Raw genomic sequence first — 24,176 nt, 5'->3', positions numbered from 1 at the left:
ATCAGCGCGTGCCGACGACGAGCTGCAGGCGCTCGCGCGCGACGCCGAGCCGCGCGCGCAGGCCCCAGCCGAACGCCACGCGATCGTCCTCGATGCCATCACCGAAGAGCACGCCGCCTTCGTTCATCTCGCTCGTGATCTCGAGGCGCGACGCGCCCTCGATCAGCCCTTCGGTGATCGACGTGCCGGTCCCGGGGCTCGGCCACGCTTCGCGCACGAAGAACGCGACGCGCGTGTCGGTCGGCGCGGGCAGCGCGAGCTTCGTCGCACGTTCGCGCGCGATCGATCGCGCCCATCCGGTCGAGCCGGTGCCGGTGGCGACGATGAGGCCCGAGCTCGAGTGTCGCTCCTGCGCGCGCTCGCGCGCGATGCGATAGCGCGCCGACTGGTGCGTGCGGTGCCCGACGAAGATCTCGTTCAGCGCGAGCAGCCTCTGACCATCGTCGAGGCGCGCCTCGACCATCGTGCGCGGCTCGATGATCGCGCGCTGCTCGACAGCGCGTCGCAGCACGAGCTCGAGCGCGTCCACCGCGTGCCGCACCAGCACGCCCGCGACCCGCGCGGGCTCGGGGTTCACGCCGATCACGCGCTGCCCGTCGAGGTACTTCGCGACGTTCGGCACGAGCCCGTCCTGCCCCACCGCGACCACGAGATCCTCGGGCTCCCACACGAAGCGCGAGAGCTCGGCGCGCGGCACGCGGGTGCGACGCCAGCGCACCGGGATCTGCTGCGACACGCGCGTGAGCACCTGCTCGAGCGCGCGATGGCGCGCCTCCACCTCGTCGATCTTCTGATCGCGCTGCTCGAGGAAGAAGCGCGCCTGCTCGCGCGTGCCGTGACGCGCCATCAGCTCCTCGAAGTCGGTCGGCCGCGTGACGACGACCACCCGCGGGATGCTGCTCATGTCAGCGCGCCTGGTTCTTGGCCTCGAGCGCGCGCGTGCCCGCGCTCGCGAGCTCGGTGAGCATCGGGCCGAGCGCGTCGGCGCCGAGGTGCAGGTGATCGATGCGCTGCAGCTTCGTCGCGAGCTCGCGCGCTGCGAGCGCGGCGAGCACCGCGGGCGGGACCTCCTTCTGGATCGCCATGCGCTCGCGCTCCATCTCGACCTTCGCGCCGTCGATCGCGCGGATCGACGCGGCCTGCGCGTCCGAGCTGGTGCGGAGCCGGCTCGCCTCGCCGTCGGTCGCGATGCGCTTCGCTTCCGCTTCTTCGGTCGCCTGCCGCTTGCCGTTCGCGCCGCGCTGCGAGATGAGCTGCTCCTCGCGACGCGCGAGCTCGATCTGGTTCTGCAGCTCGTTCTCCTGGATCGCGCGCTCCTTCTCGACCGCGAGCGCGCGGCGCGCGAACGCGGCCTCGTCGGCCTCCTGCTGGATCCGCTCGCGCATCGGGGCCTCGAGCGCGCGCTCGAGATCGGGCGTCGGCGCGATCGACGAGATGCGCACGCTCGCGACGCCGAGACCCATCTGCGCGACGCCTTCGTCGGCAGCGAGCGCGGCGTGCACGCGCTCGCGCACCGTGGCCGGCCCGTCGCGCAGCACCTCGCGGAGCGGAGTGCGACCGATCCACTCCGACGCGTGCTGCTGCGCGAGCTGCGCCAGGTGCAGCGCGATCTTCTCGAGCGGCTGCTTGAGGTGCACGCCGCGCAGCGTGTCGATCGAGAAGTCGACGTGCTCGGCGAGCGCGGCGGGATCGATCACGCGGTACGTGAGCACGCCCTGCACCGTGACGTCCTGGAAGTCCGACGAGCGCGCGCGCACCGCGAGCGGGAGCTCGCGATCGTCGACCGGCACCTCGGCGATCGACGCGGTCATCGGGAAGAACCAGAACGTGAGGCCACGACCGCTCTTCACCAGCGAGCCGCGCTTGTAGAGCAGCACGTGCGAGCTGCTCTCGGCGCGCAGGTGACGGACGAACAGGAAGCTGCGGATGTCGGCCACGGAGCACCTCCTTCGAGCGCGCGCTCAGACCGCCGAGCGACGCGCGAACCGATAGAGCTCGGCAGGCCGGTGATCGACGCCGGTCTGCAGATCGCCGGTGGCCTCGAGCTGTCCCGAGGCGAGCATCCGGCGGCGGAACGAGTCCTTGTTGAGCGGGCGACCGAGCACGGTCTCGTGCACGCGCTGCAGCCCCGCGAGCGTGAAGCGCTCGGGCAGCAGCTGGAACCCGATCGGCGTGTAGTCGAGCTTCCCGCGCACGCGCTTCACGGCCATGCCGAGGATGTCGGCGTGATCGAACGCGAGCGGGAGCGTGCGACCATCCACGCCCATCGCATCGACGGGCCCTCCGGTCTCGCCCTCCCACGGCACCTCGAGCGTCGCGACGCGCGTCTCCTCGCGCGCATCGGCGAGGCGCGCGGGATCGACCAGCGCGTAGTGCGCGACGGTGATCACCCGGGTGCGCGGATCGCGCTTGGGCGCGCCGAACGTGTAGAGCTGCTCGAGGAAGACCCGACGGATCCCGGTCTTCTGCTCGAGCACCCGCGCCGCCGCGTCGTCGAGCGCCTCGTCGATCCCGACGAACCCACCCGGCAGCGCCCATCGCCCGCGGTACGGCGCAGCATCTCGACGCAGCAGCAACGTGCGGAGCGCGCCCTCGTCGACGGTGAGCAGCGCGACGTCGACCGCGACCGAGGGTCGCTCGAAGCGCGAGACGTCGTAGCCCTCCGGGACCTCGCCGTCGTCGTCCTGATCGGGACGAGCCCGCTTCGTCATCGCGACCTTCGCTGCATCATGCATCGAACCTTGGATGCAATCCGCATCTTAGTCAACGACGCACGACGAGAAGATCTCCCTCGGCCCCGTACGCGGGGCCGAGGGCCGATCCCGTGATCACTCCTCGACGATCAGAAGGCCGCCCGCGTGCACGAGCAGCGCGCGATCCGTGCCCGCCGGGACCACACGCCGGAACGTGCTCCCCGTCGTCAGCGGGACGGGCGCGCTCAACGTCCAGGTTTCGCCGGTCTCGGCGAGCGCGCGCACTTCGATCGAGGCGATGTCGTAGGGCGGCGCGTCCATGTACGTCGTCGCCGCGAGCTTCGTGCCGAACACGCGCGTGAACGCCGAGGGCGCTTCGAGCTGCGCGAGCGAAGCGTCCCACGCCGACGACACGGTCTCCGCGTCCTCGAGCACCTCGCGCGGCAGCACGAAGATGCGACCACCGCCGCGCTCGTCCGGCCAGTTGCTCCCGAACGCCATCGCCGCGCCCGCGATCACGACGTCGCCGACGAGCGTCACGCCGCCGCTGTACGCGCCCATCTCGTCCAGCGCGCGCCACGCGCTCGGCGTCTCCACGTCGCGCACGTAGAGGCCCTGCCCCGAGGTCGCGGCGCCCGCCATGCCGAGCCCGTTGACCACGTAGTGCGCGTCGTCGAGCCAGACGCCGTCGAAGTTCCCGTCGGCGCGCGTCTCGCTCGCGCTGCCGCCGCCCACCGCGACGTCGAACACGCCACCGACGAAGCCCTCGTCGCTGGTCGTGTACCCGAAGATCGCGCGCGCTTCGTCGGGGCTCAGCGCGAGGTAGCCGCCCGCGTAGATCGCGCTCGCCGCGTGGCCGGCGTGCGTCGTCGTCGCGACGGTCTCGGGCGTCGGCGCGCTCACGCTCGGATCGAGCGTCCAGCGCGAGAGCGTGAACGTCGTCGTCGTGTCGACCGTCGCCGCGGTGACCTCGTAGACGCGCGGCATCGCACCGCCCGTCGGCACCACCACCTCGATCGGTCCGCTCACCGCGCGGCACACGTTCGCAACCGGCACGAGGCCCTCCGCCAGCGCCGCGTCCATCGCCGCGACGTCGCCGCCGCACGTCGCGACGCACACGCCGCGGAGGCACGCCTCGCCCTCGCCGCACCCGGGATCGCAGGGCGGCGCGACGTACGCATCGGGCTCGACGTACGCGTCCGGCGCGACGTACGCGTCGACCTCGATCTGCGCGTCGACCTGTCCGACACGCGCGTCCGTGCCCGCGTCCGACGATGGCGTCCCGCCGTCGTCGTCACCGCATCCCGTCGCGATCACGAGGGCCGCGAACAACCAACACCCACCACCCAGCCTCGCTCGATCCATCACGCGCTCCGTCCGGAGCCCGTCCCCGCGGTCTCCGTTCGCACACGCGCGCGCCGATCACGATCGCGATCGAACGAGCAGCAGCCCGATCCTCCCCGATCGAGCGCACGCGCCGCGCACACGGCAGGTCTCCTGGCTCCCGGATCGTCCGTCGCGGACCACCTTCCCGCCGCGCCCCGCCGCTCACACGACGAGCACGCGCAGTGGTGACTCGGTGCGCATCGCACACCGCGTCCGCGCCGTCCCCGGTCACAGTGGCGGGGGCCGCGCCGGCATCTCACCGGCTTCCCTCTTCCGCGACGTGCCCCCACTCGGGAGCCTCGTCGCCTCCACGCGGCGCGCGCACCTCCATCCTTCGATGCGAGAGCAGACGCCGCGACCGTGCGCGCGAAGGGTTGTCAATGACGAACACGGTCTCCGTGAGGCGACCGAGGGCCGCGTCCTACCCGACCGCCTCCCCCCACGCAAGACGTGCTGGCGTCCTGCGCCCGCCGAGGCGACACTCGGGCCGATGCATTGGACCCGCACGTGGGTCGCGGTCCTGGCGACCGCGCTCGCGCTGCTCGCGACCGGCTGCCCGACGATCTGCGAGACGAGCGATCGTGCCCCCGTTTCCGAGGGCGTCACGCCGCGTTTCGGCGTCCTCGCGTACGACCAGACGCGCACCGAGATCTATCTGCTCGACCAGACCGGCACGGCGATCGAATTCCCGACGGCCGACCCCGACGACGCCGCGGAGACGCTCACCGAGGTGTGGCTCGACGCCACGTACGAGTGGGACGATCAGCTCGCGACGATCGGCATCGGGCTCGACGGGCGCATGCCGTGGTCGCAGCTGCCCGGCGGAGGCGTGACGATCGCGACGACGCGGTACGGTCGCGAGCTCGTGCGCTTCCCGTTCGACACGTCCCCGCCCCAAGAGCTGCGCACCGCGCCGATGCTCGTCGCGCGTCCCGAGGCGAGCGGCGGTCAGGTGCTCGATCTGGTCGTCGTGCCCGCGAGCGACACCCCGGACGAAGACGACGTGGACACGCTCTACGCGCTGCGCGCGGCGGGCGTGGACGGCGAGACCGCGTTCGGGCAGGACGTGCTCGTGTTCGAGCTCGATCCCGAGAACGACGAGGGCGGCGCGGTCGTCGACTCGATCTCGCTCGCGGGGCTCGTCACGGGCGCGCCTCCGCAGCCCGAGCGCATGGTGCACCGCTTCGATCGCCTCTACATCGGCCTCGACGGCTACCAGGCGCAGGGCTCCGCCGAGGGCACCGATCTGGTCGCCCCGTCCGCGCTCGCGATCGTCGATCCCGCGGGCCGTCGCGTGGTAGGCACGTTCACCTACGACGCGACCGATCAGGATCTGCTGCGCTGCGCGGAGATCGCGCCGAGCCTCGATCCGACGAACGATCCCGACAACGTCGTGCGGCTCGTCGTCGCGTGCCGCGGTGTCGGAGGCGACGTCACGGCGCGCGCCGAGAGCGCGGGGATCGTCGAGATCCTCGTCCAGCGCGACCCCGAGAACCTCGATCGCGAGCCAGTCGTGACGCTCGAGAACGCGTGGTCGTCGCAGTCGTTCTTCGCGACCTTGCCCTCGCGCGGGCTCGTGCCCCTGCCGGGACGTGCCGCGGCGTTCGTGAGCGCGGGCAGCATCGAGGAGACCCTCGACGACGCGCTCTACGTCGTCGATCTCGACTCCGAGGAGTCGATCCGCATCCGCGTCGCATCGACGCCGCTGCTGCCCGACGAGCTCTCGGGGATGGGCACCGGCGCGTTCCTCCCCGAAGGGCCCGACAGCGGGCTGCTCGTGTGGCCTCTCGCGCGTCGCGGCGTCCTGCGCCGGCGCATCCGCACCGTGCCCGCGTCGGACGGCGGCCGGGACGTCGTGGTCTGTCCGAGCGATCACTCGGCGTGCACGCCCGAGGACGCGGCGCTCGAAGATCCGGTCGAGCTCTGCAACGGCCTGCTCGTCGATCAGGTCCGTCTCCTCGACGCTCCTCCTCCTCCCCCGGTGCCCTGATCCCGATGCCGCAGGTCGAAGGCGCAATCATCGGCGACCGCTACCGTCTCGTCCGCAAGATCGGCGAGGGCGGCATGGCGAGCGTGTGGGAAGCCGAGCACGTCGCGCTCGGCAGCATGCTCGCGGTGAAGTTCCTGCACCGCACGGCGCCGAAGGACAGCGAGGTCGCGCAGCGCTTCCTGCGCGAGGCGCGCGTCGCGGCGTCGGTGAAGCACCGCAACGTCGTCGACATCAACGACTTCGGGTTCACCGACGACGACGTGCCCTACATGGTCATGGAGCGGCTCGTCGGCGAGTCGCTCGCGGACTACCTCGCGAACATCGGCCCGCTCGACTTCGACGAGGCCGCGCGCCTCGCGTCGCTCACGCTGCGCGGGCTCAGCGCGGTGCACGACGCGGGCATCGTCCATCGCGATCTGAAGCCCGACAACATCTTCCTGATCGACGACGAGGACGGCCGCTTTCCGAAGCTGCTCGACTTCGGTCTCTCGCGTCGCGCGGGCCGCACCGACATGACGATCGAGGGCACCCTGATGGGCACGCCCGATTACATGTCGCCCGAGCAGGCGCGCGGTCAGACCGACCTCGACGCGCGCACCGACATCTACTCGATGGGCGTGATCCTCTACGAGATGATCACGGCGCGCATGCCGTACGAGTCGGAGCTCGTCGGCGATCTGATCGCGATGATCGCGCGTGATCCTCCGGCGCCGGTGCGCTCGCACCGGCCCGATGCGCCCGACGAGCTCGTCGAGGTGATCGAGCGCGCGATGTCGAAGAACCGCGAGGAGCGGTTCCCGAACGCGCGCGAGATGCGCAACGCGCTCGTCGACCTGTGGGGCGGCGCGTTCCACGATCCGGGCTCGGGCCTCACCAGCCTCTCCGAGATGCCGCTGCCGAACGAAGTCGGGCCCGGCTCGACGGGCGGCACCGGCCCTTATCCGCGCGCGTCGACACCGACCGGCAATCTCCGTCGTCCGCGCCCGCGCTCGACCGCGAGCGGTGCGCGCGTGAACCCCGCGCTGCCGCCGCGACCGAGCACCGCGACGCGACCGAGCCAGCTCGAGACGCGCGACGACTCGACCGCGCGACGGGCCGCGGTGGTCGCGAGCGATCCCGCGCTGAGCTCGCAGGAGCGCGTGGCGCTCGCGGACGCGCCGACGCTCGCGGCGATGCCGACGCAGAGCCCCTACTCGAGCACGCGTCCGCCGCCGCCGGCGACGGGATCTCCGTCGCGCTTCACGTCGCTCCTCGCGCTCGCGCTCGCGGCCGCGACCGGCGCGACGTTCGCCTGGGTGTGGCTCGCCAACGCGGGCAGCGACGAGGAGCCCAGCGCGATCGGGGCGACCGCTGCGTCGGCGATGATCGATGCGGGGATCGGTCCGCGTTCGAGCGCGCCCGACGCGGGCGTCTCGCTGGGCACGAGCCAGGTGCCGAGCACGGCCGGGCTCGACGCCGGGCTCGATGCAGGCCCGGCGAGCGACGAGGACGAGATCGACGAGCCGCGCCGCGGCACGAAGCAGCGCGGAACGAAGCGCCGCGGCACGCGCCGGCCGGTCAAACGCCGCGGCGGACGGCGTCGCTGACGCCTCGCACGTGAATCGCGCTCACGTCCCGCCGATCACCAGCACCAGCACGAACGTGAGGACCAGCGCGATCGCGATCGACGCGCCGACGACCCACGCGTTCGACGTGCCCTTGAGCACGTCCTTCCGCGTCTCCGCGATCTGCTCGCCCAGCGGCTCGGTCGGCAGATCGATGCTCGCGAGCGCGGCCTGGAAGCGATCCGCGTCCTCGGGGCGCTCGGCGCGATCACGCGACGTCGCGCGCTGCAGGAGCGTCACCAGCGCGGCGGGGATGCGCTCCTTCGTCGCGCCCTCGATCCGCGGCAGCTGCTCGGGCGGATCGCTCGACAGCTCGTTCGTGCTCACGCGCGTGCCGGTGAGCGCCTCGTAGATCATCGCAGCGATCGCGTAGACGTCGGTGCGCGCGTCGAGCACGCGACGGTTCTCGTCGGGCATCACCGCGCTCGGCTCGGCGCTCACGACGGGACGCACCAACTCCGCGAGCCCGAGATCGATCACGTGCACGCGCCCCGCGTCGTCGACGATCACGCGCTCGTCCGAGAGCACGCCGTGCACCAGGCCCTCGCGGTGCACCGCCCCGAGCGCGCTCGTCATCTCCTGCGCGATGCGCAGCGTCTCCGCGAGATCGAGCTGCTTCCGATCCTCGACGTACGCGCGCAGCGTGCGCCCCTTCACCGGCGCCGAGACGAGATAGAGACCGCGCGGATCGTCGCCGACGTCGTAGAGCGCGGCGAGGCCCGGATGATCGATCGCCATCGAGCGCTCGGCATCGCGGATCAAGCGCGCGCGACGATCGGGCTCGAGGTGCACCGACTCGGGCAGCACGCGGATGCGCACCGGCCCGCGCTCGCGATCGTTCTCGTCGTCGCCGAGGTAGATGACCCCGAACGCGTCTTCGCCCAGCTTCTCGCGAACGCGGAAGTGCGCGATGCGGTCGGGGATCGGTTGCGTCGTCTGGGTGGGCTCCACGCTCGGATCACATAAGCGCGGAGCGCTCACCCACCACGATCGAGGAGCTTCAGCTCTCGGTCTCCGAGACCGGCGCGATCGGCGCGGTCTCGAGGAACTTCCACTGCTCGTTGTCGCGCTGCATGCGCAGCAGCTCCCACTCGTCGCGGAGCAGCGCCACGGGCTTGCCGTCGATGTCGGTGACCGCGAGCGGGACGCGGCGCGCCTCGAGCTCCTTCGTGTCCTTCGCGCCGTCGACCCAGCGCGCGAACGAGTACGGCAGGCGATCGAGCGTCACCTTCGCGCCGTACTCGTGCTGGAGCCGGTACGCGAGCACCTCGAACTGCAGCACACCGACGACGCCGAGGATCGGATCCTTCTCGCGCCCGGGCTGGAAGAAGAGCTGCAGCGTGCCCTCCTCCGCGAGCTCGTCGATGCCCTTCTGCATCTGCTTGCGCTTGAGCGGATCGAGCAGCGTCGCGCGAGCGAAGTACTCCGGCGAGAAGCGCGGCACCGCGTCGATCGCGAGCGCGGGCGAGCCCGTCGAGAGCGTGTCGCCGATGCGGAAGATGCCGGGATCGTGCAGGCCCACGACGTCGCCGGCCCACGCCTCGTGCACGGTCTGGCGCTCCTGCGCGAAGAGCTGCTCGGCGCGCGCGAGTCGGATCTGCTTCCCGAGCCGGTAGTGGTTGACCCACATGCCGCTCTCGAACTTGCCCGACACGATCCGCACGAACGCGATCCGATCGCGATGGTTCGGATCCATGTTCGCCTGGACCTTGAAGACGAACGCGCCGAAGCGATCCTCGCCGGGCTCGACCTTGCCGACGTTCGTCTCGCGCGGCCCGGGCTGCGGGCAGATGTCCTGGAACGCCTCGAGGAACGGCTCGACGCCGAAATTCGTGAGCGCGCTGCCGAAGAACACGGGCGAGATCTCGCCCTCGAGGAAGCGCTCCTGATCGAACGAGTCCCCCGCGCCGGTGACCAGCTCGACCTCGTCGCGGAAGTTCTTCGCGAGCTGCTCGCCGACGAGCTGATCGATCTTCGGATCGTCGATGCCGCTCGTCTGCATCGGCACGCGCGACGCGTTCTTCGCGGTGCGATCGAACGTGAGCACGCCCTTGCTGTCGACGTCGTAGACGCCCTTGAAGTCCTCGCCCGAGCCGATGGGCCAGGTGCGCGGCACCGTGCGCATGCCGAGCACTTCCTCGATCTCGCTCATCAGCGCGAAGGGATCACGCGCCGGGCGATCGAGCTTGTTCACGAACGTGACGATCGGCGTGCCGCGCTGGCGGCAGACGTGGAAGAGCTTCTTCGTCTGCTCCTCGACGCCCTTCGCCGCGTCGATGAGCATGATCGCGCAGTCGGCCGCGGTCAGCGTGCGGTAGGTGTCCTCGCTGAAGTCCTGGTGGCCCGGCGTGTCGAGCAGGTTGTAGCGGATGCCGAGGTACTCGAACTGCAGCACCGAGCTCGTGATCGAGATGCCGCGCTTGCGCTCGAGCTCCATCCAGTCGGACGTCGCGGCGCGCTGCGCCTTGCGCGCGTGCACCGCGCCCGCGGTGTGGATCGCGCCTCCGTAGAGCAGCAGCTTCTCGGTGAGCGTGGTCTTGCCCGCGTCGGGGTGGGCGATGATGGCGAACGTGCGTCGCCGCTCGAACTCGTGGGACATCGGAGAGCGGGCGAATCTAGGGCAAGAACGCGCGAGACGCACGACGGGGCCGATCAGGTGTCGAGCAGGACGTCGACGTGCAGCCCCGCCTCGCGCGCGTGGGCGAGGAACGCGAGGAGCTCGGCGTGGACGCGCGGGAGGACTTCCCCGAACACGTCTTGGGCCAGCGCCTCGGGCGGAATCACGCTCAGCGCACGCTCGAATGCCGCCATGTCGTGGGCCTCGAGCATCGACAGCAGGTCGGTCCGAGCGAGCTCTTCGAGCCGCGAGAGGAACCCGTGCCACACCCGAACGGCGTGAGCTCCGGCGCGCATCTGGAAATCGCCCCCTTCGAACAGCCAGCCGTACCACTCCTCGCCGAAATCGCGCTCGTGCGGGCTGCCGGGGCTGCGAGGTGGGTGGTGGCCTCCCAGGGAGCGAAGCAGGTCCGAGGCAAGACGAAGCGGGCCGCTGCGATCCATGCCGGCGTGCACCACCCACTCGCCGCCGCGCTGCTCCACGAGCACGAAGCCCTCCGCGGCGCGGATGCGCAACGTGCGACTCGCGCCCAGCCGCGGCCCCGGCTCCACAGACGTGAGGGCCCGGCCGATCTCGGTCCCGAACGCGCGCTCGACCTCGTCGAACGAGGGCGGCTCGAGCTCGAACGAGAAGCGAAGGACGAACACACCCATCGCCGACGAGCTTGCGTGCGAGCAGCTGCGCGCGCATCTTCCGGCGCTCTCACCGGAAAGGAGGCTCGCCGTGCTTCTTGCGTCACACCGCTCCGCGTCGCGCCTCACCGGCCCGACGATCTCGCGCGCTCGCTCCTGAACGAGCTCGAGCGCGACGGACGTCGTGGGAGCCCGGGGCCCGCGCGGAGCTGCGCGTTGCTCGCATCGCGAGCGTGGATGGTCCACGCCGCCGCGAGGCCGCGCGTCACGTGACCTATCCGTGCCCACGGTGATCCTCCATGAGCAAGCGTTCTCCGCGCCGCGCCCGCGGCGCCGGTCCTTCGTTCCCGTCCGAGTCCGATCCTCGTTCCAAGAAGATGCATGCAGCGGCCTTCGAGGCCCTCTCGCTCGCGCTCGCGAGCGCCGACGACGCGCGCCTCGACGACGCGCGTCTGATGGAGGTCGTCCCCAACCCGGACGACGCCCACCTGCTCGCGGTGATCTCCGCGCCCGCCGACGCCTGCGAGTCGGTGCGCGAGGCGCTCTCCGAAGCACGCGCCTACCTGCGGCGCGAGATCGCGACCGAGGTGAACCGCAAGCGAGCGCCCGAGCTCGGCTTCGTGGTGCTCGCCACGATCGACGCCGACGCGATCACGAAGACCGAAGACGAGGTGCGATGAGCGTCGCACCGATCGCGATCTGGTCCGCAGGACCGCTCGCGGCGGACGTCCGCCGCTTCCTCGAGCGCGTCGCACGCGCGCCCGACGTCGCGCGCGTCGCAGTGATGCCCGACGTGCACCTCGCCGGCGATGCGTGCGTCGGCACCGCGATCGCGACGCGTCGCACGCTGAGGCCGGAGCTGCTCGGCTCCGATCTCGGCTGCGGCGTGGCCGCGATGTCCCTCGGTACGTCCGCCGAGCGCGTGCGTGATCCTCGGATCGCAGCGCGCGTGCTCGGCGATCTCTCGCGCGCGGTGCCGACCCACCGCGGGCCCACGCGCGCTCTCGAGGGCCCGCCGCTCTCGAGCAGCGTGCTCGAGCGCATCCGCGCGCGCGATGGCGCGGTGCAGCTCGGCACGCTCGGGCGCGGCAACCACTTCGTCGAGCTCCAGGAAGACGAAGCGGACGGCGCGCTCTGGCTGATGGTGCACTCGGGCTCGCGCGCGCTGGGGCCCGCCATCCAGGAGGCGCACGCCGCGCGCGCAGCCCGCGACGACGAGGGCTTCGCGTGCCTCGACGCCGAGAGCGACGAAGGGCGCGCGTACCTGCACGATCTCGACGTCGCGCTCGCCTATGCACGAACGAGCCGTCGCATCATCGCGGATCGCGTCGCGGAGATCGTCGCGACGCACACCCACGCGACGCCCGATGCGGCGTCGTGGATCGAGTGCCATCACGACGCGGTCGCGCGCGAGTCGCACGACGGCGAGTCGCTCTGGGTCCATCGCAAGGGCGCGGTGCCGGCACACGAAGGTGCGCCGGTGCTCGTTCCCGGATCGATGGGCACCGCGAGCCATCACGCGGAGGGGCGCGGCCACGCGCCCGCGCTCTCGAGCAGCGCGCACGGCGCAGGTCGTGCGCTCACCCGCGGCGAGGCGCGACGTCGAGTGTCGGCGCGCGAGCTCGCGCGGCAGATGGACGGAGTCGCGTACGACGCGCGGATGGCGGCGCAGCTCGTGGAAGAAGCGCCGTCTGCGTACAACGACGTGAAGCGCGTGATGCGTGCCCAGCGCGAGCTGGTGCGCGTGGTCCGCACGATGCGCCCCGTGCTCGTGCACAAGGGCACCTGAGTCCTTGCCGGAGTGCTCGTCCCGCCGGTCCTGGACGGGAGCGCGCGAAGCGCGCGGACGGTAGGAACCGGCGGGCGAGCCGATTTCTCGAGCGGAGCGCCGGTCAGCGCTCGGGACGCTCTGCGCGTTCCCGACGCTCGCGCCGGCGCTCCGCGCGTCGCTCTTCGATGCTCGGGTGCATCGCGTCGGTCACGCGGAGAAGCGAGACGCTCGTGCGCATCACGCCGCGACCGAGCGCCGCGCCCTGCATGCCCTCGCCGGTCGGCCCGTCGACGCCGCCCACCACGTTCCAGTGCGGCGCGACGTCGCCCACCTCGAACGCCCACTCGCTCACGAAATTCGGGCGCTCGCCGTGCACGCGCGGCGGCGGCCGCGGCGCGCTCGTCGCCCCGGCGCGCACCGCCTCGATCGCCGCACGATCCATCGACGGCATGCCCGACGTGCGCAGCACGTGCACCGCGAGGATCGTCCCGTCGGGCGCGTGGGTCACCCGCACCTCGACGCGGTGCCAGGTGATCGGCGCATAGAGCGGGCTGCGCTGATCGAAGCTGTCCTGCACCGCTTCGTCCTCGCGCGTGCGCGCGAAGATCGTGCTCGGTGCGACGCCGGCGGGATCCATCGGGCGCTGCGGGCGCTGCGCGTGCCGTCCCAGCTCGTCGGCCACGCGCTGCACCGTGTCCATGCGCGCCTGGCGATCGCGCGTCATGTCGTCGAGGCTCGGGCGGAACTCGCGGCGCATCGACTGACCGAGCGCGTGGTACCAGCCGTCGGTCGCGCCCGCGCCCACCGCGTCGTCGCGCAGCTGGCCGTCCATCCAGCGGTCGAGGTCCTCTTCCGACTGCTCCTCGGTCGTGCTCGGGGCCGGCTCGGGACGCAGCTCCCAGCCCGCCGCCGCGCCCAGCGTGTCCTCGGGGAACAGCTCGACCTCGGGCGGCTCGCCCTCGTCGCGCGGACCGGGCTCGAGCCGCGCATCGCTCCGCGGCGGAGCACTCTCCTCGCCCGGCGGATCGGGCGTGCGCTCCGTGCCCGTCGCGTCGGGCTCGGTCGCGTGGGCCGCGAAGGGCCCCGACGCCGCGCCGATCACCGCGAGCGCGGCGCCGATCAACGCCACCCGCACCTCCGACCCACCCGAACCGTCTGAGCGAGGCCGCACGATCGTCGAGCATACGCGCGATCGCGCGCTCGTTCTGCTCACCGCCCGAGGATTTACGCCCGCGCTCCGCGCAGCAGCTCGGCCGCCGCGTCCCGTGTCTTCTTGGTGATGTTCAGGCCGCCGAGCATGCGCGCGACCTCCTCGAGCCGCTCGCCCTCGTCCATCGCGAGGATCGCGCTCCGCGTGCGCTCACCGACCACGTCCTTGCGAACCAGGAAGTGCCGATCCGCGTACACCGCGATCGGCGCGAGGTGCGTCACGCAGAGCACCTGATGGTGCCGCGCGACCTCCTTCAGCTTCCGCCCGATCACCTCGGCCACCGCGCCGCCCACGCCGGTGTCCACCTCGTCGAACACGTAGAGGCCCGCAGGCCCGAGCCCCGCGAGCACCCGCTTGATCGCCAGCATCGCGCGCGAGAGCTCGCCGCCGCTCGCCACCTTGCGCAGCGGGCGCGCTTCCTCGCCCTTGTTCGGCGAGATCAGGAACTCCGCGCGATCGATGCCCCCGGCCGACAGGCGCGACCCCTCGATCGAGAGCTCGCCCTTCCCGCCATCGAGGCGCGCGACGTGGATGCTCACCTTCGCGCCGCCCATGCCCAGCGACGCGAGCTCGCTCGAGATCGCGCCGCCCAGCTTGCTCGCCGCGTCGTGACGCTTCTTCGAGAGCGCCTTCGCGAGATCGCCCGCCTTCGCCAGCGCCCTCGCCCGCGCCGCCTCGAGCTCCGCGATGCGCTCCTCCGCCGAGTCCAGCTCCGCGAGCTCGGTCGCGAGGTGATCGCGGTGGGCGAGGATCGCGTCCTCCGCGCCCTCTCCCGCGTTGCCCGCGTACTTCTTCGCAAGCCGCGTCAGCCGGTGCAGCCGCTCGTCCGCCTCGGCGAGGCGCTCGGGATCCATCGTCACGTCGCGCGCGTACTGCCCGAGATCGCGCGCCGCCTCCTCGAGCTGCGCGCGTGCCGCTTCGATCCCCGCGAGCATGGGCGCGAGCCGCGCGTCGATGTCCGCCGCCTCCGAGAGCCGCGCCGCGAGCGACGAGAGCTCCTCGCAGATCGCCCCGTCACGCGCGTAGATCGCGTCCTCGGCGGCGCCCGCCGAGGTGACGAGCTTCTCCGCGTAGCGCAGCCGCTCCCGCTCCTCCGCGAGCGCGACGAGCTCGCCCGGGCGCGGCGAGAGATCGTCGATCTCCTTGATCTGGAAGCGCAGCACGTCCTCGCGCTCCCCCCGCCCCTTCACCCGCGCCTGCGCCTCGGCCAGCGCGCGATCCGCGGCCTCGAGCGCGCGGTACGCCTCGCCGACCTCGCCGCGCAGCCCCTCGAGACGACCGAACGCATCGAGGTACCCGAGGTGCGTCGCGGGATCGACCAGCGTGTGGTGCTCGTGCTGCGACGAGATGTCCGCCATGCCCGCGGCGAGCTCCGCGAGCTGCGCCTGGGTCGCCATCGTCCCGTTCACGTACGCGCGGGTGCGGCCCTGCGCCGACACCACGCGCCGCACGATCAGCTCGCCGCCCTCGGTCTCGATGCCCGCGCCGCGCAGCCGCTCGATCGCGACCGGATCGTCACCGACGTCGAAGAGCGCCTCGACCTCCGCCTGCGGCGCGCCGGTGCGCACCATCTCGGGCCGGCCGCGCCCACCGAGCACGAGCTGCAGCGCGTCGACGAGGATCGATTTGCCGGCGCCCGTCTCGCCGGTGAGGACGTTCAGCCCTGGGCCGAAGACGACCTCGAGCTCGTCGATGATCGCGAGCTGACGCACGCGCAGGACGCTCAGCATGGCGCTCCACAACCTCGCAGGTGGCGGCCGACGTGTACCACGGCGAACGACTGACGCCCGTCGCCGCTCGGAAGCGCCCGCTCTGGTACGCTCCCGCGAGACGATGGTGCGGCTCTTCCTGCGGCGCGCGCTCGCGTGCCTCGTCTCCTCGGCGATCGCGTTCGCTGCGTGCTCGGTGGCGTCCGCCCAGGCCGCGGAGGAATCGCGGCGCATCGTCGTCGAGCGCTTCCGAGGCCCACGCGCGAGCCGCCTCCGCAGCGCGCTGGTCGCGAACCTCGAGGACGCCGGGTGGATCGTCATCGACGAGACGCTCGTGTGGCGCACCACGCGCGAGCTCGGGATGGCGCAGCCCGAGACGCGCGAGGACTACGTGCGCCTCGCGGCCGCGCTCGACGCGCGCGCGTTCGTCTCGGGCACCGTGTCGCGATCGCGCCGCACCTGGCGGCTCGTGGTGCGGGTACGCAACGCGGCGAACGGCGAGCACGTCGCGAGCGAGGGCTGGAGCGGTCGCACCACCAGCGCGATGGACGGCGTGGGGCGCGGCGGCGCGACCCGGCTGCGCCCCCACCTCGAGCGCACGAGCGTGCCCGGCACCGCGCCTCCCCCGTCGACCGTCGTGCGGCGCGAGCGCGGCGAGGACGAAGAGGAGCCGCCGCCGATCGACGAAGAGGAAGACGCCGAAGAAGAGCCCATCGAGGAGGAAGACGCGCCGATCGAGCCCGGCGCGCCGGGCCGCTACGACTCGTTCCGCCTCTCGCTCTCCGCGGGCTCGCTGTGGCGCTCGATGTCGGCGAACGCGACGGTCTACGCGGTGCGCCGCGGACAGCCCGCCGCCGATCCCGCGACCGCGCTCTACGACGAGTCGCGCGGCTACACGTCGAGCGGCATCGGCCACGCGGAGCTCGGCGTCGAGGCGGAGCTCTACCCGGGCGCGCTCGGCGATCAGGCGTTCCCCTGGCTCGGCGTGCTCGTCTCGTTCCGCCACTCGGTGTTCCTCTCGTCGTTCGGCTGTCGTCGCAGCGCGGCGGAGTGCGCGGGCGACGGGCGCATCGAGATCGGGACCGATCAGCTCGACGTGCAGGCCGGCGTGCGCGGGCGCTATCGCTTCGGCGAGCGACGCGGCGACTTCCAGCTGATGCTCGAGGTGCTGTGGGGCGTGTCGAGCTTCACGCTCGACCCCACGACGCTGCAGCTCATCGATCTCGACGCGATCATCCCGCCGGTCGAGCACCAGTACCTCTCGCTCGGCGGCGGCTTCGAGGCCGCGCTGGTCCCCGATGCGCTGGTGGTCGCGCTGCGCGCCGACTACCGCGTGGGGCTGCAGATCGGCGCGAAGACCCGCGAGGTGTGGGGCATCGAGACCGGCCCCGCGAACGGAGTGCTCGTGGGCGCCGAGCTCCGGCACGAGGCGACGTGGCTCGCCGAGGGCGCGTTCGTCGCGGTGCGCTTCGAGTACTTCCAGTTCCAGACGACGTACCGCGGTCAGGTCGGCTGCGCGACGCCGGCGGGATGCCCCGAGCTCCCGCCCGATCAGCAGTACATGGACGACAACCTCTGGGAGCCGTGGCCGGTCGATGCGTCGGGCAACGTGATCGGCGGCGTCCGCGAGACCGCCGTCGATCACTACCTCCGCTGGGGCGTGTACCTCGGCTACGCGTTCCGGTAGGGACGACCGCGAAAGCCGACCACGATCACGTCGACGATCACGACGTTGACGTGGTCGTGGACGGCGACGAACACGGTTCGTCGAGACCCCGAAGGACGCGCAGCGCGTTCAGGCGGACGCGCGGTGGCGTTGTGCAGACGCGCGATGAGCGCACGCAGACGCGCGACGGGCTCGTGCAGACGCGCGGCGGGCTCGTGCAGGCGCGTGGTGGGCTCGTACACGTCCGCGGTGGGCTCGTGCACGCGCACGGTGGGCTCGTGCACGCTCGCGGTGGGCTCGTCCACGCGCACGGTGGCCTCGTCCACGCGCACGGTGGCCTCGTGCACGCGCGCGGTGCTCTCGTGCAGGCGTGCAGGCGGTCCGTGCACGCACGCAGCGGGTCGACGCCGTCGCCGCGCACCGGATGGTAACCGCCGGAAACGACGGGGCTTTCTCCGATCGACGTGATTCCGCCGGGATCGAGAGGCGTTCGCAGGCGCAGTCAGCGCGAGAGCCGGCTCACCACCAGCCCGATCACGCCCGCGATCGCGAGCAGCGCGAGCACGATCGCGACGACCCATCGCGCATCGAGCTCGAACGTCGGGCGCACCGGCGGGGGGACCGGGGCGCTCGTCGAAGGCGGCGGGGGCGCTGCCGCCTGCGGGAGCGCGACGCTCACCGCGCACGCTCGCTCCACCTCGGCGCGCGTGCTCTCGGCCATCGCCTGCACGACCGCGCCGCGCGTGAGGAACGCCGTGGGATCGTCCTCGCCGACCGGCGCGCGCAGCACCGCGAGCGCTTCCGCGATCGGCTCGAAGTGCGTCGGGTCCTCGTCGTCGAACGGGGTCGAGCTCGAGAGCGCGAGATCGGCCCGCTCGAACTCCTGGGTGTCGGGCGGCGCGGCCGGCTTCGGCGCGCCCCCGATCGTCTGCGCGAGACGGCCGAGCGAGATCGCGGTGTCGGTCACCGAGATCTCGCGGCGGCAGCGATCGACCGCCTCCCGCATGCGCACCGCGTCGGCGAAGCGCGCGTCGCGATCGTACGCGGTCGCCTTCGCGACCAGCTTCGCGAGCGGCTCGGGCACGTCGGGCACCAGGTCGCGCAGATCGGGCAGCGGCTCCTGCGACGCCGCGATCAGCGCGCGCACGTCGTCGCCGCGTCGCGGCGGGCGCCCCGAGATCATCGCGAACAGCGTCGCGCCCACCGCCCACAGATCGGTGCGCGCATCGACGCGGTTCCACTGCCCGAGCGCCTGCTCGGGCGACATGTACGCCGGCGTCCCGAGCAGCACGCCCTGCCGCGTCTCGGCGCCCTCGCCCGCGATCTCGCGCAGCCGCGCGATCCCGAAGTCGAGCAGCCGCAGTCGCCCGCGCGGCTGGGCGCGCTCGAGGAACACGTTGTCGGGCTTCACGTCGCGGTGCACGACGCTCGCGGCGTGCGCCGCGGCGAGCACGTCGAGCAGATCGTTCGCGACGAGCAGCGCCTCCGAGAACGACATCGGCCCGAGCCGCGCGATCCGATCCTCGAGGCTCTCGCCGTGCAGCAGCTCCATCACGAGGAAGGGCGCGCCGTCCTCCGCCTCGTCGTCGTCGGCGACCGGCACGACGCCGGGGTGCGCGATCGAGTTCGCCACGTAGCTCTCGCGCAGGAAGCGCTCGCGCGCGTCGGGCCACGCCAGCAGCCACGGGTGCAGCAGCTTCAGCGCGACGCGGTGCCCGTTGCGGTGCGTCGCCGCGTACACCGCCGCCATCCCGCCCATCCCGAGCAACGCGTCGAGCCGCCACTTCCGCCGCACGATGCGCCCCACGCGACCGAGCGCGTGCGCGATGCGCGGATCTTCGGCCCCGGAACGCCGAACCCCCGAGCGGAGCCCCCCTGGCTCGCTCTCCGAATCATCGAACGACGGTCGCATCGCGCCCCCCGGCTCCCGACCACGGAGCCACGACGCCCCCCGGCGCCGGTGCGATCACTTAGAGTGCGGCGCGCCCGCATCCAGCTCCACGAGCGCGGAAGCCCGAAGCTCGAGACCACCCACGTTGCCGGGCAGTTTCACCGGCTTCACAACTTGCGACCCGACCCGAAGAGCCGACGATGAAGACCTCTCGAGAGATCCGCGAAGCGTTCCTGCGTCACTTCGAGGAGCGCGGCCACACCCGCCTTCCGAGCGGGCCGCTGGTCCCGCCGAACGACCCGACGCTGTACTTCGCGAACGCCGGGATGGTGCAGTTCAAGGACGTCTTCACCGGCAAGGATCAGCGCCCGTACAAGCGCGCGACGACGTCGCAGAAGTGCATGCGCGTCAAGGGCAAGCACAACGACCTCGACAACGTGGGCGTGACCGCGCGCCACCACACGTTCTTCGAGATGCTCGGGAACTTCTCGTTCGGCGACTATTTCAAGCGCGACGCGATCAAGTGGGCGTGGGAGTTCGTGGTCGGCACCTGCGCGCTGCCGAAGGAGAAGCTCGTCGTCACGGTGTTCGAGGGCGAGCCCGGGCTGCCCGCGGACGACGAGGCCGCGCAGATCTGGGCGGAGGTCACGGGCTTCGGGCCGGAGCGGATCATCCGCCTCGGCAAGGCCGACAACTTCTGGTCGATGGGCGAGACCGGTCCCTGCGGCCCCTGCACCGAGATCCATTTCTGGATGGGCGCAGGCGAGCCCGACCTCGCGAAGTTCGGCCAGGAGCCGGGCGAAGACGGCGCGGGCTGGGTCGAGATCTGGAACAACGTGTTCATGCAGTTCGAGCGCTTCGAGGACGGCACGCTCACGCCGCTCCCCGCGCAGAGCGTCGACACCGGCATGGGCCTCGAGCGCATCACCGCGGCGGTGCAGGGCGTCGTGTCGAACTACGACACCGACCTGCTGCGCCCGCTGGTCGAGCTCGCGTCGCAGATCAGCGGCAAGCCCTACGGCGGCACGATGTCGCGCGACGACGTCGCGATGCGTGTGATCGCGGATCACGCGCGGGCGACCGCGTTCTGCATCGCGGAGGGCGTCTTCCCCGACAAGGCGGGCCGCGAGAGCGTGCTGCGCTCGATCATGCGCCGCGCGATCCGCTTCGGGCACATGCTCGGCATCGAGCGGCTCTTCCTCCACGAGGTGGCGCTGCGCGTCGTCGACCTGATGGGCGAGCAGTATCCCGAGCTCCGCGAGCGTCGCGACGCGATCGCCGACGTCACGCAGAACGAGGAGCGCGGCTTCCGCCAGACGCTCAAGCGCGGGCTCGAGCTCCTGCACGAAGAGACCGACGGCAAGGCGACGCTCGGCGGCGCGGCGGCGTTCAGGCTGCACGACACGTTCGGCTTCCCGCTCGATCTGCAGCAGCAGATCGGGCGCGAGCAGGGCTTCACCGTCGACGAGGACGGCTACAAGGCGGAGCGCGAGGAGGCCCGCGACCGCAGCCGCGGCGGTGGCGGCCCGATCCGCTCGGGCGAGGGCGTCGCCGCAGTGCACTACGCGATCGCGCAGCGCGTCGGCGCGACCCAGTTCACCGGCTACGAGCGCGAGCGCGACACCTCGACGATCACCGCGCTCGTCGCGGGCGGTGCCGAGGTGCAGGTGCTGCGCGAGGGCGACGAGGGCGAGATCGTCACCAAGAGCACGCCGTTCTACGGCGAGAGCGGCGGCCAGGTCGGCGACCGCGGCGTGATCCGCGCGGGCGACGCGACGTTCGAGGTGCGCGACACCCAGAAGCCGGTCGAGGGCCTCTTCGTGCACCAGGGCAAGCTCACCAAGGGCACGCTCGAGGTGGGCGCGAAGGTCGAGCTCGAGGTCGATCACACCCGCCGCAGCGCGACGCGCCGCAACCACAGCGCGACGCACCTGCTGCACTACGCGCTGCGCACCGTGCTCGGCCCGGCGGCGCTCCAGAAGGGCTCGCTGGTGTCGCCCGATCGCCTGCGCTTCGACTACTCGGGCTCGCGCCCGCTCACGCTCGACGAGGTGCAGCGCATCGAGGACCTCGTGAACGAGAAGGTGCTGCTCAACGCGCCGATCGAGACCGAGGTGCTCCCGATGGCCGAGGCGAAGGCGAAGGGCGCCATCGGCATCTTCGAGGAGAAGTACGGCGAGGTCGTGCGCATGCTGCGCATGACGAGCGACTCGATCGAGCTCTGCGGCGGCACCCACGCGTCGCGCACCGGCGACATCGGGCTCTTCAAGATCGTCAGCGAGGGCGGCGTCGCCGCGGGCGTGCGCCGCATCGAGGCGGTCACGGGACGCGGCGCGCTCACGTGGGCGCGCGGCCTCGAGCGCGATCTCGGCGAGACCGCGGCGCTGCTCAAGGGCACGCCCTCGCAGGCGAAGGAGAAGGTCGAGAAGCTCCTCGCGACCCAGAAGGAGCTGCAGCGCGAGATCGAGCGCCTGCAGCACAAGCTGGTGAGCGGCGGCGCGGGCGGCGGCGATCTGACCGCGCAGGCGCGCGAGCAGGCGGGCGTGAAGGTGCTCGGCGCGACCGTCGATCTCGGCGATGCGAAGGCGCTGCGCGAGCTCGCGGATCAGCTGCGCGACAAGCTCGCGCCCGCGGTGGTGCTGCTCGGCTCGGCGACCAAGGACGGCAAGGCGATCCTCGCGTGCAGCGTCAGCAAGGACGTCACGAGCCGCTTCAAGGCGGGCGACATCGTGAAGGACGCCGCCGCGGTGGTCGGCGGAGGCGGCGGCGGCCGTCCCGACTTCGCGCAGGCGGGCGGCACCGACCCGAGCAAGCTCGGGGACGCGGTGCAGCGCGTCTACGCGCTCGTGGTCTGATCGAGGAAGCGCGCGGCGGAGGCGACGCGCCGGAACCGCATCGGCACGCCGCCCCGCGCACGGAGCGTCACGCTCGGCTCGGGGCGCACGTGCGCGCCGGGCTCGAGCTCGAAGCGCACCTCGCGCGCCATCATCGCGAGCAAGAGCTTCGCCTCCATCATCGCGAACGCCTTGCCGATGCACACGCGCGGTCCGTCGCCGAAGGGCAGGTACACGTAGCGCGGCCGTCCGACCGAGCGCTCGGGCAGGAAGCGATCGGGATCGAAGCGCGCGGGGTCGTCCCAGAAGCGCGGAGAGCGATGCAGCGTCCACGGCGCGATCATCACGACCGTGCCCTTCGGGATGCGCCACCCCGCCGCGACGTCGTCGGCGATCGCCTCGCGCTCGAACTCCCACGCCGGCGGGTACAGGCGCAACGACTCGCTCACCACACGATCGCAGAGCTCGAGCTTCGTCAGATCGTCGACGCTCGGCGATCGATCCCCGAGCACGGCGCTCGCCTCGCGCTCGACGCGCGCACCCACGTCGGGATGCCGCGCGAGCAACATGCCGGTCCACGCGAGCGCGTTCGCCGTCGTCTCGTGCCCCGCGAGCACCGCGGTGAGGATCTCGTCGCGCAGCTGCCGATCGGTCATGCGCCCGCCGCCCTCGTCGACCGCGCCCATCAACATCGAGAGCAGATCGTCGCGCGTGTGCTCGGGGTCGTTGCGGCGGCGCTCCTCGACGATGCGGTACACGAGCCGATCGAGCGTCGCGAGCGCCTCGCGCAGCGCGCGGTTCTCGCGGGTCGGGACCCAGAGCGGCGGACGGAACGGGTCCTGGATGATCCCGTTGACCCACGGGAGGATCACGCCGAGCGCCGAGCCGATCTCGCGCGCGTCTCCGTCGAGATCCGCGCCGAAGAGCGAGAGCCCCGCGATGCGCAGCGTGACGCGCATCATCTCCTCGTGGAGGTCGAAGGGCTGCCCGTCCTCCCAGGTGCGCCAGCGCGCGAGCATGTCCTCGGTCGCGCTGACCATCGTGCGCGTGATCCCGCGCAGCTTCGCGTGATGGAACGCGGGCTGCGCGAGCTTGCGCTGCCGCTTCCAGAACTCGCCCTCGCTCGTGAGCAGTCCCTCGCCCACGACCTTCTTCATGCCCGCGTAGTTGCGGCTCTTGGTGTAGAGGCGCGGGCTCTGCTGGAGCACGTGCTGGATCATCGCGGGGTCGTGGGTGATGACCGCGCGCTGGTGGACGAAGCGCACGCCCACCACGTCGGCGCGCTCTGCGGCGCGCTCGAGGAACCCGAAGACGTCGTGGATGATCTCGGGCCAGTGCCCGAGCAGCGGCAGCGCCCCGGGCAGTGTCGGCATCGACTCGTAGGGCCTCGCGTCCATCTCGCACCTCCCCTGGGCGTCGGAGCAGAACGTGAGGCTCGCCTCACGTTCGACGAAACGTGAGAGGTGCCTCACATTCGCGCAACCTCCCCGTGGCGAGACCCGGCGACAGCGAGAAAGAGCGGCGCGTGCCGGTGCAGGCGCGCAGCCGGCGTCGCTACGACGCGATCCTCGACGCCGCCGCGACGCTCTTCGCGGAGGCGGGCTTCGAGGCGACGACGGTCGAGGGGATCGCGGAGCGCGCCGAGACGTCGATCGGCTCGGTCTATCAGTTCTTCCCGAACAAGACCGCGCTCTTCGACGCGGTCGCGGAGCGCACGCTCGAGCGCTCGCGCGAGGCGTTCGACGCGCTCTTCGCGACGGTGCCCGACGACGTGCCGTGGCCCACCCTGATCGACGGCGCGGTCGACGCGTTCGCGGCGCTGCACGGGAGCGATCCCGCGTTCCGCGCGGTCGTGGTGAACTTCGCGCTCTACCCGGTCTACCAGGAGCGCGACGACGCGCTCACCCGCGCGATGATCGAGCGCCTCGCGCAGCTCCTCGAGACGCGCGCGCCGCACCTCCCGGAGCGCCGCCCGCGCCTGCTCGCGACCGTGATCGTGCAGACCTTCGCGTCGACGATGTTCGTGTCCTCGCGCAGCGCGCCCTCGCTGCGCGGCGCGATGCGCGAGGAGCTCAAGACGCTGGTGCGCCGCTACCTCGAGCCGGAGCTCGAGCCGCCCCCGCCGGCACGACGTCGGCCTTTACGGCGCCCCTAGTTCCGAGGCAACATCGAC

General features: G+C 72.1%; 19 protein-coding genes and 1 riboswitch. Of the genes, 7 read left to right on the top strand and 12 right to left on the bottom strand.

Going from position 1 to position 24,176, the window contains the following annotated elements; all coding sequences use genetic code 11:
* Position 1 precedes the first annotated feature (1 nt).
* The 4 genes from I5071_RS07190 to I5071_RS07175 form a co-directional block, all read right to left on the bottom strand.
* Positions 2 to 904, bottom strand: a complete 903-nt coding sequence (locus I5071_RS07190) for a hypothetical protein (RefSeq protein WP_236604656.1) — start codon at positions 902 to 904, stop codon at positions 2 to 4.
* 1 nt (position 905) lies between these two features.
* Entirely contained in the window at positions 906 to 1,937 is a 1,032-nt protein-coding gene (locus I5071_RS07185) for an SPFH domain-containing protein (RefSeq protein ID WP_236604655.1), read from the bottom strand.
* Between the two features lie 24 nt (positions 1,938 to 1,961).
* Positions 1,962 to 2,711: an NUDIX hydrolase gene (locus I5071_RS07180; RefSeq protein WP_236604654.1), complete on the bottom strand. Its 750-nt coding sequence runs from the start codon at positions 2,709 to 2,711 to the stop codon at positions 1,962 to 1,964.
* 117 nt (positions 2,712 to 2,828) lie between these two features.
* A complete protein-coding gene (locus I5071_RS07175; RefSeq protein ID WP_236604653.1) occupies positions 2,829 to 4,058 on the bottom strand; it encodes a hypothetical protein in 1,230 nt (409 codons plus the stop codon).
* Positions 4,059 to 4,183: 125 nt separating this feature from the next.
* A riboswitch (cobalamin riboswitch) is annotated at positions 4,184 to 4,352 on the bottom strand.
* A 217-nt stretch (positions 4,353 to 4,569) separates the two neighbouring features.
* Between I5071_RS07175 and I5071_RS07170 the strand changes: the two genes are divergently transcribed.
* Entirely contained in the window at positions 4,570 to 6,069 is a 1,500-nt protein-coding gene (locus tag I5071_RS07170; protein ID WP_236604652.1) for a hypothetical protein, read from the top strand.
* Between the two features lie 5 nt (positions 6,070 to 6,074).
* On the top strand, positions 6,075 to 7,655 hold the full coding sequence (locus I5071_RS07165; protein WP_236604651.1) for a serine/threonine-protein kinase: 1,581 nt from the start codon (positions 6,075 to 6,077) through the stop codon (positions 7,653 to 7,655).
* 21 nt (positions 7,656 to 7,676) lie between these two features.
* Here I5071_RS07165 and I5071_RS07160 read toward each other — a convergent pair whose 3' ends face one another.
* The 3 genes from I5071_RS07160 to I5071_RS07150 are packed head-to-tail and all read right to left on the bottom strand — an operon-like array spanning position 7,677 to position 11,051.
* Complete coding sequence (locus tag I5071_RS07160) at positions 7,677 to 8,624, bottom strand: serine/threonine-protein kinase (protein ID WP_236604650.1); 948 nt, start codon at positions 8,622 to 8,624, stop codon at positions 7,677 to 7,679.
* 49 nt (positions 8,625 to 8,673) lie between these two features.
* A complete protein-coding gene (locus I5071_RS07155; RefSeq protein WP_236604649.1) occupies positions 8,674 to 10,272 on the bottom strand; it encodes a peptide chain release factor 3 in 1,599 nt (532 codons plus the stop codon).
* A gap of 53 nt (positions 10,273 to 10,325) precedes the next feature.
* Positions 10,326 to 11,051 carry a hypothetical protein gene (locus tag I5071_RS07150; protein ID WP_236604648.1) on the bottom strand — a complete coding sequence of 242 codons (726 nt, stop codon included), beginning with the start codon at positions 11,049 to 11,051 and terminating at the stop codon, positions 10,326 to 10,328.
* A gap of 170 nt (positions 11,052 to 11,221) precedes the next feature.
* Here I5071_RS07150 and I5071_RS07145 point away from each other — a divergent pair, with 170 nt between their 5' ends.
* Complete coding sequence (locus I5071_RS07145; protein WP_236604647.1) at positions 11,222 to 11,602, top strand: hypothetical protein; 381 nt, start codon at positions 11,222 to 11,224, stop codon at positions 11,600 to 11,602.
* On the top strand, positions 11,599 to 12,711 hold the full coding sequence (locus tag I5071_RS07140; RefSeq protein WP_236604646.1) for an RtcB family protein: 1,113 nt from the start codon (positions 11,599 to 11,601) through the stop codon (positions 12,709 to 12,711). The genes I5071_RS07145 and I5071_RS07140 overlap by 4 nt, the downstream gene beginning before the upstream one ends.
* A 103-nt stretch (positions 12,712 to 12,814) precedes the next feature.
* Here the strand turns inward: I5071_RS07140 and I5071_RS07135 are convergent, their stop codons facing one another.
* Together I5071_RS07135 and recN are read right to left on the bottom strand one after the other, a co-directional pair.
* Positions 12,815 to 13,822, bottom strand: coding sequence for a TonB family protein (locus I5071_RS07135; RefSeq protein WP_236604645.1), 1,008 nt, complete (start codon positions 13,820 to 13,822; stop codon positions 12,815 to 12,817).
* A 95-nt stretch (positions 13,823 to 13,917) separates the two neighbouring features.
* On the bottom strand, positions 13,918 to 15,633 hold the full coding sequence (gene recN, locus I5071_RS07130) for a DNA repair protein RecN (protein ID WP_236604644.1): 1,716 nt from the start codon (positions 15,631 to 15,633) through the stop codon (positions 13,918 to 13,920).
* 103 nt (positions 15,634 to 15,736) lie between these two features.
* Here recN and I5071_RS07125 point away from each other — a divergent pair, with 103 nt between their 5' ends.
* The gene (locus tag I5071_RS07125; protein WP_236604643.1) at positions 15,737 to 17,299 is read left to right on the top strand and encodes a hypothetical protein; all 1,563 of its coding nucleotides are present in this window, start codon (positions 15,737 to 15,739) and stop codon (positions 17,297 to 17,299) included.
* Here I5071_RS07125 and I5071_RS07120 read toward each other — a convergent pair.
* A complete protein-coding gene (locus I5071_RS07120) occupies positions 17,284 to 17,625 on the bottom strand; it encodes a hypothetical protein (RefSeq protein WP_236604642.1) in 342 nt (113 codons plus the stop codon). The genes I5071_RS07125 and I5071_RS07120 overlap by 16 nt on opposite strands.
* A gap of 155 nt (positions 17,626 to 17,780) precedes the next feature.
* Entirely contained in the window at positions 17,781 to 19,085 is a 1,305-nt protein-coding gene (locus I5071_RS07115; protein WP_236604641.1) for a serine/threonine-protein kinase, read from the bottom strand.
* Positions 19,086 to 19,369: 284 nt separating this feature from the next.
* Here I5071_RS07115 and alaS point away from each other — a divergent pair, with 284 nt between their 5' ends.
* Positions 19,370 to 22,024, top strand: coding sequence for an alanine--tRNA ligase (gene alaS / locus I5071_RS07110; RefSeq protein WP_236604640.1), 2,655 nt, complete (start codon positions 19,370 to 19,372; stop codon positions 22,022 to 22,024).
* On the opposite strand, the gene I5071_RS07105 is transcribed toward alaS, so the two are convergent.
* Positions 22,006 to 23,400: a cytochrome P450 gene (locus I5071_RS07105; RefSeq protein WP_236604639.1), complete on the bottom strand. Its 1,395-nt coding sequence runs from the start codon at positions 23,398 to 23,400 to the stop codon at positions 22,006 to 22,008. The genes alaS and I5071_RS07105 overlap by 19 nt on opposite strands.
* A 128-nt stretch (positions 23,401 to 23,528) precedes the next feature.
* On the opposite strand from I5071_RS07105, the gene I5071_RS07100 reads away from it, so the two are divergent.
* The gene (locus I5071_RS07100; RefSeq protein ID WP_236604638.1) at positions 23,529 to 24,158 is read left to right on the top strand and encodes a TetR/AcrR family transcriptional regulator; all 630 of its coding nucleotides are present in this window, start codon (positions 23,529 to 23,531) and stop codon (positions 24,156 to 24,158) included.
* Positions 24,159 to 24,176: the final 18 nt, after the last annotated feature.

The organism is Sandaracinus amylolyticus, from assembly GCF_021631985.1.
Lineage (GTDB): Bacteria > Myxococcota_A > Polyangia > Polyangiales > Sandaracinaceae > Sandaracinus > Sandaracinus amylolyticus_A.
The sequence above is the reverse complement of the archived record's forward strand: the minus strand, read 5'-3'. Positions and strand labels throughout refer to the sequence as shown.

Excerpts from the sequence above, each read along its gene's own strand:
- I5071_RS07180 (WP_236604654.1), bottom strand. The coding sequence starts at position 2,711 with ATGACGAAGCGGGCTCGTCCCGATCAGGACGACGACGGCGAGGTCCCG.
- I5071_RS07175 (WP_236604653.1), bottom strand. The coding sequence starts at position 4,058 with ATGGATCGAGCGAGGCTGGGTGGTGGGTGTTGGTTGTTCGCGGCCCTC.
- I5071_RS07140 (WP_236604646.1), top strand. The coding sequence starts at position 11,599 with ATGAGCGTCGCACCGATCGCGATCTGGTCCGCAGGACCGCTCGCGGCG.
- I5071_RS07125 (WP_236604643.1), top strand. The coding sequence starts at position 15,737 with ATGGTGCGGCTCTTCCTGCGGCGCGCGCTCGCGTGCCTCGTCTCCTCG.
- I5071_RS07190 (WP_236604656.1), bottom strand. The coding sequence starts at position 904 with ATGAGCAGCATCCCGCGGGTGGTCGTCGTCACGCGGCCGACCGACTTC.
- alaS (WP_236604640.1), top strand. The coding sequence starts at position 19,370 with ATGAAGACCTCTCGAGAGATCCGCGAAGCGTTCCTGCGTCACTTCGAG.
- I5071_RS07145 (WP_236604647.1), top strand. The coding sequence starts at position 11,222 with ATGAGCAAGCGTTCTCCGCGCCGCGCCCGCGGCGCCGGTCCTTCGTTC.
- I5071_RS07170 (WP_236604652.1), top strand. The coding sequence starts at position 4,570 with ATGCATTGGACCCGCACGTGGGTCGCGGTCCTGGCGACCGCGCTCGCG.
- I5071_RS07155 (WP_236604649.1), bottom strand. The coding sequence starts at position 10,272 with ATGTCCCACGAGTTCGAGCGGCGACGCACGTTCGCCATCATCGCCCAC.
- I5071_RS07165 (WP_236604651.1), top strand. The coding sequence starts at position 6,075 with ATGCCGCAGGTCGAAGGCGCAATCATCGGCGACCGCTACCGTCTCGTC.
- I5071_RS07105 (WP_236604639.1), bottom strand. The coding sequence starts at position 23,400 with ATGGACGCGAGGCCCTACGAGTCGATGCCGACACTGCCCGGGGCGCTG.
- recN (WP_236604644.1), bottom strand. The coding sequence starts at position 15,633 with ATGCTGAGCGTCCTGCGCGTGCGTCAGCTCGCGATCATCGACGAGCTC.